15 protein-coding genes are annotated in these 16,414 nt (G+C 68.6%); 14 read left to right on the plus strand and 1 reads right to left on the minus strand.

The window, feature by feature from the left end; genetic code table 11:
- Positions 1-149 precede the first annotated feature (149 nt).
- The 3 genes from GRF61_RS16045 to GRF61_RS16055 all read left to right on the plus strand — a co-directional run bounded on the left by GRF61_RS16045 (position 150) and on the right by GRF61_RS16055 (position 4,192).
- Positions 150-629, plus strand: a complete 480-nt coding sequence (locus GRF61_RS16045) for a nuclear transport factor 2 family protein (RefSeq protein ID WP_169151640.1) — start codon at positions 150-152, stop codon at positions 627-629.
- Positions 630-809: 180 nt separating this feature from the next.
- Positions 810-3,284: an EAL domain-containing protein gene (locus GRF61_RS16050; protein WP_169151641.1), complete on the plus strand. Its 2,475-nt coding sequence runs from the start codon at positions 810-812 to the stop codon at positions 3,282-3,284.
- A 143-nt stretch (positions 3,285-3,427) separates the two neighbouring features.
- Positions 3,428-4,192, plus strand: a complete 765-nt coding sequence (locus GRF61_RS16055) for an SDR family oxidoreductase (RefSeq protein ID WP_169151642.1) — start codon at positions 3,428-3,430, stop codon at positions 4,190-4,192.
- A 6-nt stretch (positions 4,193-4,198) separates the two neighbouring features.
- Here GRF61_RS16055 and cobA read toward each other — a convergent pair whose 3' ends face one another.
- On the minus strand, positions 4,199-5,122 hold the full coding sequence (gene cobA / locus GRF61_RS16060) for a uroporphyrinogen-III C-methyltransferase (protein ID WP_169151643.1): 924 nt from the start codon (positions 5,120-5,122) through the stop codon (positions 4,199-4,201).
- 151 nt (positions 5,123-5,273) lie between these two features.
- Between cobA and GRF61_RS16065 the strand changes: the two genes are divergently transcribed.
- The 11 genes from GRF61_RS16065 (at position 5,274) to GRF61_RS16115 (ending at position 16,279) form a co-directional block, all read left to right on the plus strand.
- On the plus strand, positions 5,274-6,953 hold the full coding sequence (locus tag GRF61_RS16065; RefSeq protein WP_169151644.1) for a cytochrome D1 domain-containing protein: 1,680 nt from the start codon (positions 5,274-5,276) through the stop codon (positions 6,951-6,953).
- Positions 6,954-7,041: 88 nt separating this feature from the next.
- On the plus strand, positions 7,042-7,662 hold the full coding sequence (locus tag GRF61_RS16070) for a NapC/NirT family cytochrome c (protein WP_169151645.1): 621 nt from the start codon (positions 7,042-7,044) through the stop codon (positions 7,660-7,662).
- Positions 7,663-7,717: 55 nt separating this feature from the next.
- Positions 7,718-8,620 carry an ethylbenzene dehydrogenase-related protein gene (locus GRF61_RS16075; RefSeq protein WP_248281282.1) on the plus strand — a complete coding sequence of 301 codons (903 nt, stop codon included), beginning with the start codon at positions 7,718-7,720 and terminating at the stop codon, positions 8,618-8,620.
- Complete coding sequence (locus GRF61_RS16080) at positions 8,617-8,970, plus strand: plastocyanin/azurin family copper-binding protein (RefSeq protein ID WP_133588299.1); 354 nt, start codon at positions 8,617-8,619, stop codon at positions 8,968-8,970. The genes GRF61_RS16075 and GRF61_RS16080 overlap by 4 nt, the downstream gene beginning before the upstream one ends.
- A 478-nt stretch (positions 8,971-9,448) precedes the next feature.
- Entirely contained in the window at positions 9,449-9,817 is a 369-nt protein-coding gene (locus GRF61_RS16085) for a cytochrome c (protein WP_169151646.1), read from the plus strand.
- Positions 9,814-11,010: a cytochrome D1 domain-containing protein gene (locus GRF61_RS16090; RefSeq protein WP_169151647.1), complete on the plus strand. Its 1,197-nt coding sequence runs from the start codon at positions 9,814-9,816 to the stop codon at positions 11,008-11,010. Before GRF61_RS16085 ends, GRF61_RS16090 begins: the two co-directional genes overlap by 4 nt.
- Before the next feature lie 10 nt (positions 11,011-11,020).
- The gene (locus GRF61_RS16095) at positions 11,021-12,040 is read left to right on the plus strand and encodes an Lrp/AsnC family transcriptional regulator (RefSeq protein WP_169151648.1); all 1,020 of its coding nucleotides are present in this window, start codon (positions 11,021-11,023) and stop codon (positions 12,038-12,040) included.
- Complete coding sequence (locus GRF61_RS16100; RefSeq protein ID WP_169151649.1) at positions 12,033-12,548, plus strand: AsnC family transcriptional regulator; 516 nt, start codon at positions 12,033-12,035, stop codon at positions 12,546-12,548. The genes GRF61_RS16095 and GRF61_RS16100 overlap by 8 nt, the downstream gene beginning before the upstream one ends.
- Entirely contained in the window at positions 12,545-13,072 is a 528-nt protein-coding gene (locus GRF61_RS16105) for an AsnC family transcriptional regulator (RefSeq protein ID WP_169151650.1), read from the plus strand. Before GRF61_RS16100 ends, GRF61_RS16105 begins: the two co-directional genes overlap by 4 nt.
- 103 nt (positions 13,073-13,175) lie before the next feature.
- Positions 13,176-14,456, plus strand: coding sequence for a heme d1 biosynthesis radical SAM protein NirJ (gene nirJ, locus GRF61_RS16110; protein ID WP_169151651.1), 1,281 nt, complete (start codon positions 13,176-13,178; stop codon positions 14,454-14,456).
- Between the two features lie 239 nt (positions 14,457-14,695).
- Positions 14,696-16,279, plus strand: coding sequence for a cytochrome D1 domain-containing protein (locus GRF61_RS16115; RefSeq protein WP_211166019.1), 1,584 nt, complete (start codon positions 14,696-14,698; stop codon positions 16,277-16,279).
- The last annotated feature ends 135 nt before the right edge of the window (positions 16,280-16,414 follow it).

Below are 16,414 nucleotides of genomic sequence, written 5' to 3' on the forward strand. Positions count from 1 at the left end.
GGCGTTGACAGACAGACCTGTCTACATAAGAGTGGGAGACAGGTCTGTATCGTACCTCGGCCCGGCCAGCCTGCACCACTTCCGCTTCACTTCCATGTTCCCCGCCGCAGACCCGCCCGCGGGTCTCGCCACGACCAGGAGTCGCCTCAATGAGCGCCAACGAACAAAGCCGCCCGCCCCTGCCGCCTTTCACCCACGACAGCGCCATCGTCAAGGTCCGCCTCGCCGAAGACGCCTGGAATTCCCGCGATCCCGAGCGGGTGGCGCTGGCCTACACCGAGGACAGCCGCTGGCGCAATCGCGCGGAGTTCGTCACCGGCCGGGCACAGATCGTCGAGTTCCTGCGCCGTAAGTGGGCCCGCGAACTGGATTACCGCCTGATCAAGGAACTGTGGGCGACGGAGGGTGAGCGCATCGCGGTGCGCTTCGCCTACGAGTGGCGGGATGACGCCGGCAACTGGTTCCGCGCCTATGGCAACGAAAACTGGGAGTTCGATGCCGCCGGCCTGATGCGCCGCCGCCACGCCTCCATCAACGACCTGCCGATCAAGGAGAGCGAACGCAAGTTCCACTGGCCCCAGGGCCGCCGGCCGGACGACCACCCGGGGTTGAGCGAACTGGGCCTGTAAACAGGGGCTCGGGGCGAGGACGGCGGCACCGCGGCGGCAGTGGTCCGCCGCCCCGCCTCCGGCCTTGCACCCCGCTCCGCCAGTGGTGATAGAGCGGGCGCCGCCGCCCGGCGTTTCCACCCGGCGCATCTGCTGCGACGCGACAACCTCTTGCCGTTGTCCTGTGCAAGAATGGCCGCAATGACGGTCACTTCGCGGGGCATCATGACGGGTGTGTTCTTTCGTTCTTTTCCGCGCCTCGCCGGCCGCCTCGCAATATTCTGGCTGCTGCTGGCCCTGCCGCTGGCGGTGTCGGCGGCACGTGTGGAAGGAACGGCGCCACGCGCCCATGTGCTGGTGCTCATGTCGTACCACCACGGCCACAGTTGGGAAGACACTATCCTGAAAGGGATAGATGAGTGGCATGGCGTGGGCAATGCCCAACGGCCGGTGTTCCATGTGGAGTGGATGGATTCCCGCCGTTACCCGGAGGCTGCCCAGCGCCAGCTCTTCACCACCTACCTGGATGAGAAGTACCGCGGCCAGCGCTTCGATCTCGTCATCACGGTAGATAACAACGCTCTCGAGTTCGCCCTGCAGGACAGCGGACCGCTCGCCGGCACGCCCATCGTGTTCTGCGGCGTCAACGGCGATCCGGTGCCCATCGTTGGCGGCCGGGCCGGCGTCACCGGCGTCGCGGAGCGCTTCGAGCTGGAACGCACCCTGAGGCTGGCGCGCATGCTGCACGAGGATGCCGGCAGGCTGCTTTTCCTCACTGCGGCGGACGAAACCGGCGCCGGCACCCGCGAAACGCTGCGGCGGGCGCTGGATGCGATGCAGGTGGAACTGCCGGTGGATCACTGGGTGGTGGACAACCTGGCGCAGATCGCGCCGCGGCTGCAGGCACTGCCGGAGAAAACGCTGATCTTCGCTTTCGGCTCCATGCCGGAGAGCCCCGGCGGGCGCACGCTGGGCTCGGAGGAGGTGGTGGCCTACCTGCGGGCGCGCACCGCGCTGCCGCTGTATTCCGACCTCGATCGCACGGTCGGCTACGGTGCTGTCGGCGGCTACATGAACAGCGGCCTGGAAACCGGCCGCGTCACCGCCGGCCTCGCCGTCCGGGTGCTGGCGGGCGAAGACCCGGCCGCCATCCCCTACGTCTATGACGCGCCGCTGGTACTGGTCTTCGACTACAAGGAGCTGCGGCGGCTCGGCATCCCCACCCGCAAGCTGCCCGAGGGCAGCACGCTGCTCAATGCGCCGCCCTCGATCTTCGACCCGGAGTACCGCGGCCAGCTCATCGCCATTGCCATCCTGGTCACCCTGCTGCTGCTGACGTTGATCGGGTTGCTGCTACGCAGCCGCATGCAGGCGGAGCGCCAGGCCGCCCTGCGCTACCAGGCCACCCATGACGAACTCACCGGCCTGCCCAACCGGCGCTGGCTGATGGAGCACCTGGCGGCGCGCGTGCCGGAGGGCAAGAGCCTGGCGCTGGTGATGCTGGATCTCAACCGCTTCAAGCTGGTGAACGACACCTACGGCCACTCCTTCGGCGACGAACTGGTGGCAGAGGTGGCGCTGAGGCTGAAGCAGTGGCTGTTGAGCGATGAACTGCTGGTGCGTTTCAGCGGCGACTCCTTCGTCATCGTCACCCGCTGCGACGGCGATGCAGCGCTGGAGGGCGTGCGCGAGCGCTGCAGCAAGATGCTGGTGGAGCCCTTCCTCATCAAGGGCCGGCGCATTCCGGTTTCCGCTGCCTTCGGTATGAGCATCGCGCCGGGCGGCACCGACGAGCATGAACGCCTGCTGCGCGAGGCGGATACCGCCATGTATGAAGCCAAGCGCTCCGGCCGCGCCCAGGTGGTGCTGTTCGACAGCGGCATCCATGAACGTGCGGTGCGCCAGTTCCAGATCGAGGCCGCCTTGCAGCTGGCACTGGAACGCGGCGAGATCGGCGTGCATTTCCAGCCCATCGTCGATAGCGACAGCGGCCGCATCGCCGGTTTCGAGGCGCTGGCGCGGTGGACCCATGCGGACCTCGGCCCCATTCCACCGGTGGAGTTCATTCGCGCCGCCATCGAATCCGGCCGCATCGGCCAGCTCACCCAACTGGTGCTGCGCGTCGCCTGCCGCGCCTTCGTGCCACACCTGTGCGCTCACGGCCAGCCCTACCTGGCGGTGAACGTGTCGGTGAGCGACATCTATGCGGACGAGTTTTCCACCCGCCTGGTCGAGATCCTCGCCGCCGAAGGCGTGCCGCCGGACCGGCTGGTGCTGGAAGTGACCGAGGACATGCTGCTGGGCGACGTGCATGCGGTTACCCATGCGCTGGCGCGCTTGCGCGACCAGGGCGTGCGCATCGCCATCGACGACTTCGGCACCGGCTACGCCTCCATGGGCTACCTGTCGAACTACATGGTGAACATCATCAAGATCGACCGCTCCTTCGTGCGCAACATCCTCACCAACGGCTCGGACCAGAAGATCGTGCGCGCGGTGGTGTCCATGGCAGCCGACCTGGAACTGGCGGTAGTCACCGAGGGCGTGGAGACGGCCGAGCAGGCGGCGCTGCTGCGCCAGCTGGGCTGCGTGCTGCTGCAGGGCTACGCCTATGGCCGGCCGCGGCCGCCGGAGGAATGGGCGGTGGACGGCAGGCTGGAGGCGCTCAGCGTCTGAGGGCCGCCCGCCCTGCGGCGGCCACCGCAAGTCCCGCCTGCGCGGGCCCTCCGCGCTCCGGGTTCGACCGCAAGAAGCGGGTTTCCGCCGTCCTTCCCCTGCATCGAAACTGCCTTCTCCCCGAATTCGAAGGAGAAGCAGACATGGGCAAACTGAGCGACAAGACGGCGATCATCACCGGCGCGAGTTCCGGCATAGGCCAGGCGGCGGCGCGGCTGTTCGCCGAAGAGGGCGCGGCGCTGGTGCTGGTTGCCCGCCGGGAGGTCGAACTGGCCGCCCTGGTGGCGGAGATCGCCGCCGCCGGCGGCCGTGCGGTGGCGCTGGCAGGCGACGTGGCGGAGGAGGCCACCGCAGGGCGGGCGGTGGACATGGCGCGGGAAATCTACGGCGGGCTGGACATCGCTTTCAACAACGCCGGCACACTGGGCGAACTGGGGCCGACCACCGGGGTTTCGCTGGAGGGCTGGCGGCGCACGCTGGAAACCAATCTCACCAGCGCCTTCCTGGGCGCCCGCCACCAGATCCCGGCGATGCTGGCGCGCGGCGGCGGCTCCCTCATCTTCACCTCCACCTTCGTCGGCCATACGGTCGGCTTTCCCGGCACCGCCGCCTATGCGGCCAGCAAGGCCGGGCTGATCGGCCTGGTGCAGACCCTGGCCGCCGAGTTCGGCCCGCAGGGCCTGCGGGTGAATGCCCTGCTGCCGGGCGGCACCGACACCCCGATGGGCGCGCAGATGAGCACCACGCCGGAAGCAATGGCCGCGGTCGCCGCCCTGCATGCGCTCAAGCGCATCGCCCGGCCGGAGGAACTGGCGCAGGCCGCGCTGTTCCTCGCCTCGCCGCAATCCTCCTTCATGACCGGCGCGGCGATGCTGGTGGATGGCGGCGTCTCCATCAACCGCAGCTGAAGCCCCTCAGGCCGGAACCGCCGCAGCCGGCGCCGGCGCCCGTTGCGGCATCGCCGGCTGCAGCACCTCGTGCAGGCGGGTGACGCTGCCGATCACGATCAGCGAGGGCGAGCCCAGCCCGGCCGCGCGCACCGCCGCCGGCAGGGCGGCCAGCGGCTGGCCGACGATGCGCTGCTGCGGGGTGGAGGCGGCATGCACCACCGCCGCCGGCGTATCCGCCGGCAGGCCGTGGGCGATCAGCGCGTCGCAGATCAGCTCCAGCGCCCCCAGCCCCATGTAGATCACCACCGTCTGCTGCGGGCGGGCGAGGGCGGTCCAGTCCAGGTTCACCGTGCCGTCCTTCAAGTGGCCGGTGGCGAACACCAGCGTCTGCGCATGTTCCCGGTGGGTCAGTGGAATGCCGGTACAAGCGGCCATGCCGGAGGCGGCGGTGATGCCGGGCACCACCTCGCACACCACGCCGGCCGCCGCCAGCGTTTCCATCTCCTCGCCGCCACGGCCGAAGATGAAGGGATCGCCGCCCTTCAGCCGTACCACCCGCAAGCCTTGCCGCGCCAGCCGCAGCAGCAGGCGGTTGATGTCTCCCTGCGGCAGCGCATGCCGGCCGGCTTCCTTGCCGACGTAGATGCGCTGGGCATCCTCCGGGATGAGGTCGAGTACGCCGCTGCCGACCAGATTGTCATAGACCACCACCTCCGCCTCGGCGATGCGCCGCGCCGCACGCAGCGTCAACAGTTCCGGGTCGCCCGGACCGGCGCCGACCAGGCTCACCCAGCCGCAGCGGGCGCTGCCGTGCGGCAGGCCGCCGGCTGCCGGCGGCTCCACCGGAAATGCCTTCGGGATACAGGCCGGCGGCCGGAAGGCGAGGCGGGCGAGTGTCTCCTGCACGGAGATCTGGCTACAGGTGTCGCGGTATCGGGCATTCACCATGATTCCCTCATGCAAGAGCTTGGTGGCGACTCTAGCAGCCGGGCCGACCCGCTGAAATTGACTGAAGTTAAAGACTTAAATTTTGTAGGGGTACAGAGTCCGCCCTGCTTGATTGATGAACCTGCAGCAGCAGTCTTGAGGGAGAAAAAGCATGAAATTGAAGACCTTAGTGGGTACTTTTGCGTTGGCTGCGCTACCGGCGTCCATGTCTATTGCATGGGCGGATGCCGCGCCGGAAATGACGGATGCGGAGCGCGCGCAGGCCAAGCAGATCTACTTCGAACGCTGCGCAGGCTGTCACGGCGTGCTGCGCAAGGGCGCCACCGGCAAGAACCTGGAACCGCACTGGACGAAGACGCTGCAGGATGGAAACAAGGTCGAGGGCGGCACGCTGAAGCTGGGCACCAACCGCCTGGAACGCATCATTGCCTACGGTACCGACGGCGGCATGGTGAATTACGACGACATCCTCAGCGAGAAGGAAATCAACCTGATGGCGCGCTACATCCAGCAAACGCCGGATGCGCCGCCGGAATTCTCCCTGAAGGACATGCGCGACAGCTGGAAGCTCATCGTGCCCAAGGACAAGCGTCCGACCCGGCAGATGAACAAGATCAACCTGCAGAACGTGTTCGCCGTCACCCTGCGCGACGCCGGCAAGCTGGCCCTGATCGACGGCGACACCCACAAGATCTGGAAGGTGCTGGATACCGGCTACGCGGTACACATCTCCCGCCTCTCCGCCTCCGGCCGCTATGTGTATACGGTGGGCCGCGACGGCCTCACCACCATCATCGACATGTGGTTCGAGGAGCCGACCACGGTGGCCTCGGTGCGCCTGGGCTCGGATGCACGCTCGGTGGACGTCTCCAAGTTCAAGGGCTACGAGGACAAGTACCTGATCGGTGGCACCTACTGGCCGCCCCAGTACTCCATCATGGATGGCGAGACCCTGGAGCCGATCAAGATCGTCTCCACCCGCGGCCAGACGGTGGATGGCGAGTACCACCCGGAACCGCGCGTCGCCTCCATCGTGGCCTCGATGACCAAGCCGGAGTGGGTGGTCAACGTGAAGGAAACCGGCCAGATCCTGCTGGTGGACTACACCGACCTGAAGAACCTCAAGACCACCACCATCGAATCCGCCAAGTTCCTGCATGACGGCGGCTGGGATGGTTCCAAGCGCTACTTCATGGTCGCCGCCAACGCCTCCAACAAGGTGGCGGCGGTGGATACCAAGACCGGCAAGCTCGCCGCCCTGGTCGATACCGCCAAGATTCCCCACCCTGGCCGTGGCGCCAACTTCATCCACCCGCAGTACGGTCCGGTGTGGGCCACCGGCCACCTGGGCGACGCGGTGGTGTCGCTGATCTCCACGCCATCGGAAGAAGCCAGGTACGCCAAGTACAAGGGCAACAACTGGAAGGTGGTGCAGGAGCTGAAGATGCCGGGCGCCGGCAACCTGTTCGTCAAGACGCATCCGAAATCCAACCACTTCTGGGCGGACGCGCCGATGAACCCAGAGCGCGAGGTGGCCGAGTCCGTCTATGTGTTCGACATGGGTGACCTCAACAAGGCGCCGGTGCAGCTCAACGTCGCCAAGGATTCCGGCCTGCCTGAAACCACCGCCGTCCGCCGCGCCGTCCAGCCCGAGTACAACCTGGCCGGCGACGAAGTGTGGATCTCGCTGTGGGGCGGCAAGACCGACCAGTCCGCCATCGTCATCTACGACGACAAGACGCTGAAGCTGAAGAAGGTGATCACCGATCCGGCGGTGGTCACGCCGACCGGCAAGTTCAACGTCTTCAACACCATGCACGACGTCTATTGATCCCCGGCCGCGCCGGTGCCGCCTCCCGCGCAGCCGGCGGGCGGCGGCCACCGGCGCGGCGGGCATCGTCATCCAGTGGAATGAAGACATGAGCGAGCAAAACAACAAGGGCGGCACGCCGGAGGGCGGACGCCGCGGCGGCCTGTTCGCCCGGCTGCGCCGGCCCAGCGCGCGCTGGTCGCTGGGCACGCTGCTGGTGGCCGGCTTCGTCGTCGGCGTCGCCTTCTGGGGCGGCTTCAACACCGCGATGGAGGCGACCAACACCGAGGCTTTCTGCATCGGCTGCCACGAGATGTATGACAACGTCTACCAGGAGTACAAGCAGACCATCCACTACTCCAACCGCACCGGTGTGCGCGCGGTATGTGCCGATTGTCATGTGCCCAAGGACTGGACGCACAAGATGATCCGCAAGGTGCAGGCCTCCCGCGAGCTCTACGGCAAGCTCACCGGCAGCATAGACACGGCGGAGAAGTTCGAGGCCAAGCGCTTGCAGCTGGCGCGGCGCGAATGGGCGCGCATGAAGGCCGCCGACTCCCGCGAATGCCGCAACTGCCACAGCCTGGAAAGCATGAACAGCGAGAAGCAGCAGCAACGTGCGCGCAAGCAGCACGAGATGGCGCGCGAGGACAACATGACCTGCATCGACTGCCACAAGGGCATCGCGCACCACAAACCCTCGGGCATGACCGAGGAAGACGAGGAATGAGCCAGCCCGCGGCCCCGGCGCGCAGGCGCCGCGACCGCCCTGAAGGAGAAGGAAGATGAGCAAGAGAGCGACGGCGGCAATGGAACTGAAATGGACGGCGGGCGCGGCGGGCCTGGGCCTGCTCTGCATGCTGGCGGGGAACCCGGCGGGGGCGGCCGCGCCGGCGGACTGGAGCAAGGTACCCGCCACCTCGGTCACGTTGTTCTACCCCGGCGTGGCGGCGATGGAGTGGATCACCAAGGGTACCGAGCACGGCGGCGCGCGGGCGCTGCGCAAGGGCGACGCCTGTGCCGATTGCCACAGCGAGGAAACCGCCAAGATGGGCCAGCTCATCGTCAGCGGCCAGAAGCTGGAGCCGGCGCCCATCGCCGGCAAGGCCGGCTCCATTCCGGTGCAGGTGCGCGCCGCGCATGACGGCGACACCCTCTACCTGCGCTTCTCGTGGAAGCAGCCCAAGCCGGCCGGCGGCGCCAGGATGGACGACAAGAACCCGGTGAAGATCGCCTTCATGCTGGACGCCGGCAAGGTGGAAGGCGCCGGCCAGAGCGGCTGCTGGGCGAGCTGCCACGCGGATTCGCGCACCATGCCGGGCGCGGCGGACACCAAGAAGAAGTATGTGAAGAACGGCTCGCTGGCCGGTGGCGTGTTCTACGACCTGGTGCAATGGCGCAGCGGCGAGAAGAAGGGCTACGACGGCTACGTGGCCGACGCCCGCGTCATGGAAGGCGGCAAGGCGCTGGTGGCCGCCGAGGGCAAGCTGGACGGCGACACCTGGACGGTGACCTTCGCCCGCAAGTTCGCCGGCGGCGAAGGCGACGTCACGCTGGCGCCGGGCCAGGTCTACAACTTCGGCTTCGCCATCCATGACGATCACGCCGCGGGCCGCTTCCACCAGGTGTCGCTGGGTTACAAGCTGGGCATAGACACCAAGGCGGACGTGGTCGCGAGCAAGCAATGAAGCCCCCGGGGCCTTGCGGCCGTGGCGCGGGCTGTGCCCTGGCGGCGCTGGCGGCGGCCTTGCTGCTGCTGGCCTCGCCGGCCTGGGGCGCGGAGCACCGGGTGGAGGTGGTGGACTACGCCTACCGCCCGGCGGAGCTGACCATACAGCCGGGCGACACGGTGACCTGGAGCAACCGCGAGAAGCGCGTCAGCCACTCGGTGCTGTTCGACGCCAGCGGCCAGGAGTCGGAGCGCTTCTTCCCCGGCGAAAGCTGGTCGCACACCTTCGAGGCGGAGGGCGAGTTCGCCTACCACTGCGGCCCGCATCCGGAGATGAAGGGCAGGGTGGTGGTGCGCGGGCAGCGTTGATCTGGTGGCTGGACACTCCGGCTTCGTTGGGATGAGTCCTGTGGCGGGAGAGGGGCGGGCCCTTTGGTGGGCTCAGGGCTGGCACGCCCCAGCAAGGCCCTTCGACAGGCTCAGGGTGAACGGCTTCCTGTGATGGGTTGCCGGCTTGATGAACAACGCTCAACCCGGGAACACCGTTCGCGCTGAGCGAAGTCGAAGGGCATCGCGGGCACTGTGTTCCGACATCGCCAGCCCCGAGCCGGCTGAGGGCTTTCAGCCGCTGCATGCTCAGTCGGCGCGCCGAGGGAGCCTCTCCTGCTGACGAAAGGAAAGCGGTGCGACGCCGGCGTGCGCCGCTTTTCCGCCTTCCGCGAACCGCCTTTCCCGCCCGCCATGCGCCCCTGCAGTTCACCGCCTCCGCCGCGTTGATACGAGTCAAAGTTTTCGCCGCGCCGCAGGTTCATCTTGAGCCGCATTGCATGTCAGCAGGAAGCCCGTCATGAACAAGCTGCCCCCTCTCGCGCTGCATGTCGCCGTGCTGCTCTGTGTGGCCTTCGCCTCCGCCTATGCGTCCGCCTCGGTCGCCGGCGGTGGCGAGCCGCAACCCGAGCGCCAGCGGGAACTGGTCCGGCTGGTGCGGCAGGATTGCGGCTCCTGTCATGGCCTCAGCCTGGCCGGTGGCCTGGGGCCGGCGCTGCTGCCGGCGGCGGTGGCGGAGAAGCCGGTGGAACTGCTGGTCGGCACCATCATGGACGGCCGCCCCGGCACCGCGATGCCCGGCTGGTCGCGCTTCGTCAGCGCGCCGGAGGCCGAGTGGGTGGTGCGCCAGCTGATCGCCGGCTTTCCGCAGGATGGAGGCGGGCAATGACGATCCGCCTGCCCCGCCTGTCATTGCCGCAACTGTGCGCCGTCGCGCTTGCCACCCTCCTGCTCGCCGCCTGTAGCAGCACGCCGGCGCCGCGCGGCACCGGCGACCTTGGCCTGGTCATCGAGCGCGCCAGCGGCCAGGTGGCGGTGGTGGAAACCACCGGCCGCAGCCGGCTGGCCACGGTGCAAGGGCTGGGCGATCTCTCCCATGCGCACGTCACCTATTCCCGCGACGGCCGCTACGGCTATGTGTTCGGCCGCGACGGCGGGCTGGCCAAGGTGGATCTGCTGCTGGGCCGCATCGACCGCCGGGTGGTGCAGGCGGGCAACTCCATCGGCGGCTCCATCTCGCAGGACGGCCGGCTGGTGGTGGCGCAGAACTACGATCCCGGCGGCATCCGGGTGTTCGACGCCGACACCCTGGAGCCGCTCTCCGAGGTGCCGGCGGAATACGCGCCCGGCTTCCGCTCCAAGGTGGTCGGCCTGGCCGATCTGCCCGGCCAGCGCTTCGCCTATGCGCTGTTCGAGGCTGGCGAGATCTGGGTGACGGACCTTTCCGACCCGCGCAAGCCGCGCACCCAGCGCTACCCCGCCGGCCACCAGCCCTATGACGCACTGGTGACGCCAGACGGCCGCCACTTCATCGCCGGCCTGTTCGGCGAAGACGGCCTCGCGCTGCTGGACCTGTGGCACCCGGAGCAGGGCGTGCGCAAGATCCTCTCCGGCTACGGCCGCGGCGAGCAGCCGCTGCCGGTGTACAAGATGCCGCACCTGCGCGGCTGGGCGGTGGCCGGCGACTACGCCTGGCTGCCCGCCATCGGCCGCCATGAGGTGCTGGTGGTGGATACCCGCGACTGGCGCGAGGTGGCGCGGGTGCCGGTGCACAGCCAGCCGGTGTTCGTCATGGCGCGGCCGGATGGCCGCCAGGTGTGGGTGAATTTCGCCTTCCCGGACAACGGCAAGCTGCAGGTCATAGACACCGAAAGCCGCAGCGTGGTGGAGACCCTGGAGCCGGGCAGGGCGGTGCTGCACATGGAATTCACCCCGCGCGGCGAAGCGGTGTGGGTCTCCGCCCGCGACGACGACAAGGTGGTGGTGTACGACACCGAGACCCGCCGCCCGCTGGCCGAACTGCCGGCGGCCAAGCCCAGCGGCATCTTCTTCACCAGCCGCGCGGCGCGCACCGGTTTCTGAGGCGGACATCATGGACGCCGCCCACTTCCGCCTGCTCAACGACTGGCAGCATGACTTCCCCCGCGTGGAAAAGCCTTACGCAGAGCTGGCACAGACCGTCGGCATGGACGCGGAGGCGGTGCTGGCCGCCTACCGCGCGTGGCTGCACGAAGGCACGGTGAGCCGCATCGGCCCGGTGGTGGCCAGCGGCCGGGTGGGCGCCAGCGCGCTGGTGGCGCTGGCGGTGCCGTCGGCACGGCTGGCGGAGGTGGCGGCGCGGGTGAGCCAGCTCAGCGCGGTCAATCACAACTACGAGCGCGAGCATCTCTACAACCTGTGGTTCGTCGCCACCGCCGGCAGCGCGGCGCAGTTGCAGGAAACGGTGGAGCGCATCGCCGTCGCCACCGGCTGCGCGCCGCTGCTGCTGCCGATGGAAGAGGCCTACCACATCGACCTTGGCTTCGATCTCGGCTTCCGCCCCGAATGCGGCGGGCGGCAGGTGCAAACGCCCTGGCAGGCCGCCGCGCCCTGTCGGCTGGCGGAAGGCGAGCGCGCGCTGCTGGGCGTACTGCAGCATGGCCTGCCGGCGGTCGCGCGGCCGTACGCGGCGGTGGGCGAACGGCTCGGCCTGTCCGGCGCGGCGGTGTGCGCCATGGTGGATGGCTGGCTGCTCTCCGGCCTGCTGCGCCGCTTCGGCGTGGTGGTGCGGCACCACGAGCTGGGCTATGCCGCCAATGCCATGTGCGTGTGGGATGTGGCGGACGAGGAAGTGGCCGATCTTGGCCGCCGCCTCGGCGCCGAGGCCGGCGTCACCCTGTGCTACCGCCGCCGCCGCGCGCTGCCGCAGTGGCGCTACAACCTGTTCTGCATGATCCACGGCAAGGCTCGCGCCGAGGTGCTGGCCCGGCGCGCCGCGATCGCCGACCGCCTGGCGCTGGACCGCTGGCCGCACGCGGTGCTGTTCAGCCGCCGCCGCTTCAAGCAGTGCGGCGCGCACTACATGCCGGACGCGGCAGCATCGGGTGTGCGGGAGGAAACGGCCCATGCCTGAGCACAGCCACGCGGGCCGGCATGCCCCTGGCGTTTCCTCTTGTGGCGCCGCGCGCCCCGCGCTGGACGATATCGACCGCCGCCTCATCAACGAACTGCAGGGTGGTTTCCCGCTGGTGGCGCGCCCCTATGAAGCGGTGGCGCGGACGCTGGGCGTGGACGAGGCGGAGCTCCTCGCCCGCCTGCGCCGCCTGCTGGATGCCGGCGTGCTGTCCCGCTTCGGCCCGATGTTCCAGATCGAGCGCGCCGGCGGCGCCTTCTGCCTGGCGGCGATGGCGGTGCCGGACGCGTACTGGGAGCGGGTGCTGGCTCAGGTGAACAGCCATGACGAGGTCGCGCACAACTACCGCCGCGAGCACCGCCTCAACATGTGGTTCGTGCTCGCCACCGAAACGCCCGCCGGCATCGCCGACTGCGCCCGCCGCATCGAAGCGGCCACCGGCGTGGCGGTGCATCTGTTCCCCAAGGAACGCGAATACTTCGTCGGCATGCGCCTGGAGGCACGATGAACGCGTCCACGTCCAAGCTCATATCCGCCGGCCCGCTGCTGGACGAAACCGACCGCCGCCTCATCCGCGCCACCCAGGGCGGCCTGCCGCTGGTGCCGCAACCCTATCTGGCGATCGCCGAGCAGCTGGGCATCGGCGAAGCGGAAGTCGCCGCCCGCCTGGCCGCGATGCTGGAGAACGGCCTCATCCGCCGCATCGGCGCGGTGCCCAACCACTACGCGCTGGGCTACACCGCCAACGGCATGAGCGTATGGGACGTGGATGACGAAGTGGTGGACGCCGCAGGCGAGCGCATCGGCGCGCTGGCCTGCGTCACCCACTGCTACCGCCGCCCGCGCCACCGGCCGCACTGGCCCTACAACCTGTTCGCCATGGTGCATGGCGGCTCGCGGGAGGAGGTGAGGCGCCATGTCGCTGACATCCTGTTGCTGCTCATGCGCGACTTCACCGGCCGCCTGCGTGGCCACGAGGTGCTGTTCTCCACCGCCATCCTGAAAAAGACCGGCCTGCGGCTGCGGGATTGATCCGCATCATTCCGCCGCCGCGTGCTGGCCGTTGTAATCCGGCGGCAACGCAGCCACACGCGCCGCCGCCTTCACCGCCGCAGACTGCCAGACGGGGCCCGCCATGTTCCGCATCTCCCAATTCATCCGCGACCTCGACCGGCTCGCAGCGCCGGCCGCCGCCGAACCCCGCTCACCCAGCACTCCTGCCACACCCGCCACTCCCAGGCCCACCGGCCCGGTGGTGATCTGGAACCTCATCCGCCGCTGCAACCTCACCTGCAAGCACTGCTACTCCATCTCCGCCGATACCGACTTCGCCGGCGAACTGAGCACCGCCGAAGTTCACACGGTGATGGACGACCTCAAGGCCTTCGGCGTGCCGGTGCTCATCCTCTCCGGCGGCGAACCGCTGCTGCGGCCGGACATCTTCGACATCGCCCGCCGCGCCAAGGCCCTGGGCTTCTACGTCGGCCTCTCCAGCAACGGCACGCTGATCGGCGAGCACAACATCGGCGCCATCGCCGATGCCGGCTTCGACTACGTCGGCGTCAGCCTGGACGGAATAGGCGTTACCCACGACCGCTTCCGCCGCCTGGCCGGCGCCTTCGACGCCTCCATGACCGGCATCCGCCTGTGCCTGGCGCGCGGCCTCAAGGTCGGCCTGCGCTACACCATGACCGAGGACAACGCCCACGACCTGCCGCCGCTGCTGCGCCTGGCGGAAGACGAAGGCATCAGCAAGTTCTACTTCTCCCACCTCAACTACGCCGGCCGCGGCAACAAGCACCGCGCCGACGACGCCCGCCACCAGACCACCCGCCGGGCGATGGAGCTGCTGTTCGAAACCTGCATGTCGCGCCAGCAACGCGGGCTGGCGCATGAATTCGTCAGCGGCAACAACGATGCGGACGGCATCTACCTGCTGCACTGGGTGCGGCGCCATTTCCCCGCCCATGCCGGGCGGGTGGCCGCCCGCCTGCGCCAGTGGGGCGGCAACGCCAGCGGGGTGAACGTGGCCAACATCGACAACCTCGGCGTGGTGCACCCGGACACCATGTGGTGGCACGAAGCGCTGGGCAATGTGCGCGAGCGGCCGTTCTCGGCCATCTGGCGCGATCTCTCCAACCCGCTGATGGCCGGCCTGCGCCAGCACCCGCGCCGCGTTGGCGGCCGCTGCGGCCAGTGCGCCCACCTGGACATCTGCAACGGCAGCTCGCGGGTGCGCGCCGGCCAGATCACCGGCGACGTCTGGGCGGAAGACCCCGGCTGCTATCTCAGCGACGAAGAAATCGGCTTGACGCCGGACCGCGCGGTCGAGCGGGTGCGCACCACGCCCTATGTGCGCACGCTGCATCCGGCGCCCGTAAGCAATGCCCCGAAAGCCAGTGGAGTGAAGGCATGAAGCAGACGACGCAGTTGGAAACCGGCGCGGAAGGGACGCCCGATGTGCGAGCAGGCGACAAGCCGGCCGCCGGTTTCGCCCGCAGGTCCAGGCCCAGCCGGCAAGCCGCCTACGAACCGGACGAAGCCTTGAGCAGCTACGCCGCGCCGCCGCTGCAGCCCTGGGAAGAGGACGCGCCGCGAAGCGCACAGCCGCCCGCCGCGCCGTCCTCCACCCTCATGCCGAAGGCGGCCAAGCGCATGGTCATCCTCGCCATCGTGTGGCTGGTCTTCCTGCTGTTCGTATCGCTGAAACCCGCCCATGCCGCGCCGGAGGCCGGCGCAACCGGCGAGACCGCCAACGGCGCCAGGGCCAGCTACCAGCTGCACTGCGCCGCCTGCCACGGCACCGACCGCCTGGGTGGCATCGGCCCGGCGCTGCTGCCGGAAAACCTGTCGCGGCTGCGCAAGGGCGAGGCGCTGAAAGTGGTGCGCGACGGCCGCCCGGCCACCCAGATGGCCGGCTTCGGCCAGGCGCTGGCGGCGGACCAGTTGGCCGCGCTGGTGGACTGGATCTACACCCCGGTGGTGCCGGCGCCGGTGTGGCGCGAGGCCGACATCCGCGCCTCCCGCATCCAGCATACCGAGCCGGCGAAACTGCCGGCGCGGCCGGTGTTCGAGGCCGACCCCCTCAACCTCTTCCTGGTGGTGGAGGCGGGCGACCACCACGTCTCGGTGCTGGACGGCGACCGCCTGGAAGTGATCCACCGCTTCCCCAGCCGCCACGCCCTGCACGGCGGGCCGAAGTTCGCCGACGGCGGCCGCTACGTCTTCTTCGCCTCGCGCGACGGCTGGGTCACCAAGTACGACCTGTGGAACCTCAAGGTGGTGGCCGAAGTGCGCGCCGGCATCAACACCCGCAACCTGGCCGCCTCGCCGGATGGCCGCCACATCGCCATCGCCAACTACCTGCCGCACACCCTGGTGCTGCTGGATGGCGACCTCAATCTGCTCAAGGTGCTGGAAGTGAGCGACCGCGACGGCAAGCACAGCTCCCGCGTCTCCGCCGTGTATGACGCCACCCCGCGCCACGCCTTCATCGCCGCGCTCAAGGACGTGCCGGAAGTGTGGGAGATCAGCTACGACCCCGCCGCCGATGAAATCCCCGCCGGCCTCATCCACGACCACGCCCAGCGCGAAGGCGCCTTCATCCCCGGCTACCTCAACCCGCGCCGCACTCAACTCAACGATCCGCTGGACGACTTCTTCTTCACCCAGGACTACGCCGAACTCATGGGCGCCTCCCGCGAAGGCAAGGGCCAGGTGGTGAACCTGGACGCCCGCAAGAAGATCGCCGACCTCCCGCTCGCCGGCATGCCCCACCTCGGCTCCGGCATCACCTGGGACTGGCGCGGCCGCCGCGTCATGGCCAGCACCAACCTGCAAGCCGCCGAGGTAACGGTGATCGACCTGCAAAGCCGCGAAGTCGTCCGCCGCATCCCCACCCGCGGCCCCGGCTTCTTCCTCCGCAGCCACGAAAACAGCCGCTACGCCTTCGTCGATTCCATGATGAGCCCCGAGTACAAACACGTGCTGCAGGTGATCGACAAGGAAACGCTGAAAGTCGTCCACGAACTCACCGAACAACCCGGCCGCACCCTGGCCCACGTCGAATTCACCCGCGACGGCAGCTACGCCCTCGCAAGCCTGTGGGAAGACGACGGCGCGCTACTCGTGTTCGACGCGCAAACCCTGACGGAAGTGAAGCGGATACCGATGCGGAAACCGGTGGGGAAATACAACGTGTGGAACAAGATCATGCGGGAGGAGGGGACTAGTCATTGAGGGGGCTGGTGCTTGCCCGGACGATGGCTAGTCTGTTGTTGATCTCCAGGATATGTCTTGAGAGGAGCAGATTATGAGAAAGCTATGAAGACCTTGTACGGCAGTATTTCGGCCTAAGCGGTCGGCCAAGACAGC

Origin of the sequence: Azoarcus sp. TTM-91, assembly GCF_012911025.1 — a bacterium.
GTDB lineage: Bacteria > Pseudomonadota > Gammaproteobacteria > Burkholderiales > Rhodocyclaceae > Azoarcus.